This is a genomic window from Streptomyces sp. WM6378, assembly GCF_001279695.1.
GTDB lineage: Bacteria > Actinomycetota > Actinomycetes > Streptomycetales > Streptomycetaceae > Streptomyces.
The window spans coordinates 1-251 of record NZ_LGDD01000249.1 but is presented as its reverse complement, the minus strand read 5'-3'; the positions used below and the strand labels follow the sequence as shown (position 1 = coordinate 251).

Below are 251 nucleotides of genomic sequence, written 5' to 3'. Positions count from 1 at the left end.
ATGATCTTGATGCCGATGAACGGGGCGATCAGACCGCCCAGGCCGTAGATGCCGAGGTTGCGGCGGAGCATTTTGTCGGCGCTGGTCGGCTTGTACTGCACGCCCTTCAGGGCCAGCGGTACGAGGGCGATGATGATCAGCGCGTTGAAGATGACCGCGGACAGGATCGCCGACTCGGGGCTGTGCAGGCTCATGATGTTGAGCTTGTCCAGGCCCGGGTAGACCACCGCGAACATCGCCGGGATGATCGC

At 62.9% G+C, this 251-nt stretch carries 1 pseudogene; it reads right to left on the bottom strand.

Annotated features, from left to right (window positions below):
* Window positions 1-251, bottom strand: a pseudogene (locus tag ADK54_RS20085) (potassium-transporting ATPase subunit B); the annotation flags it as partial.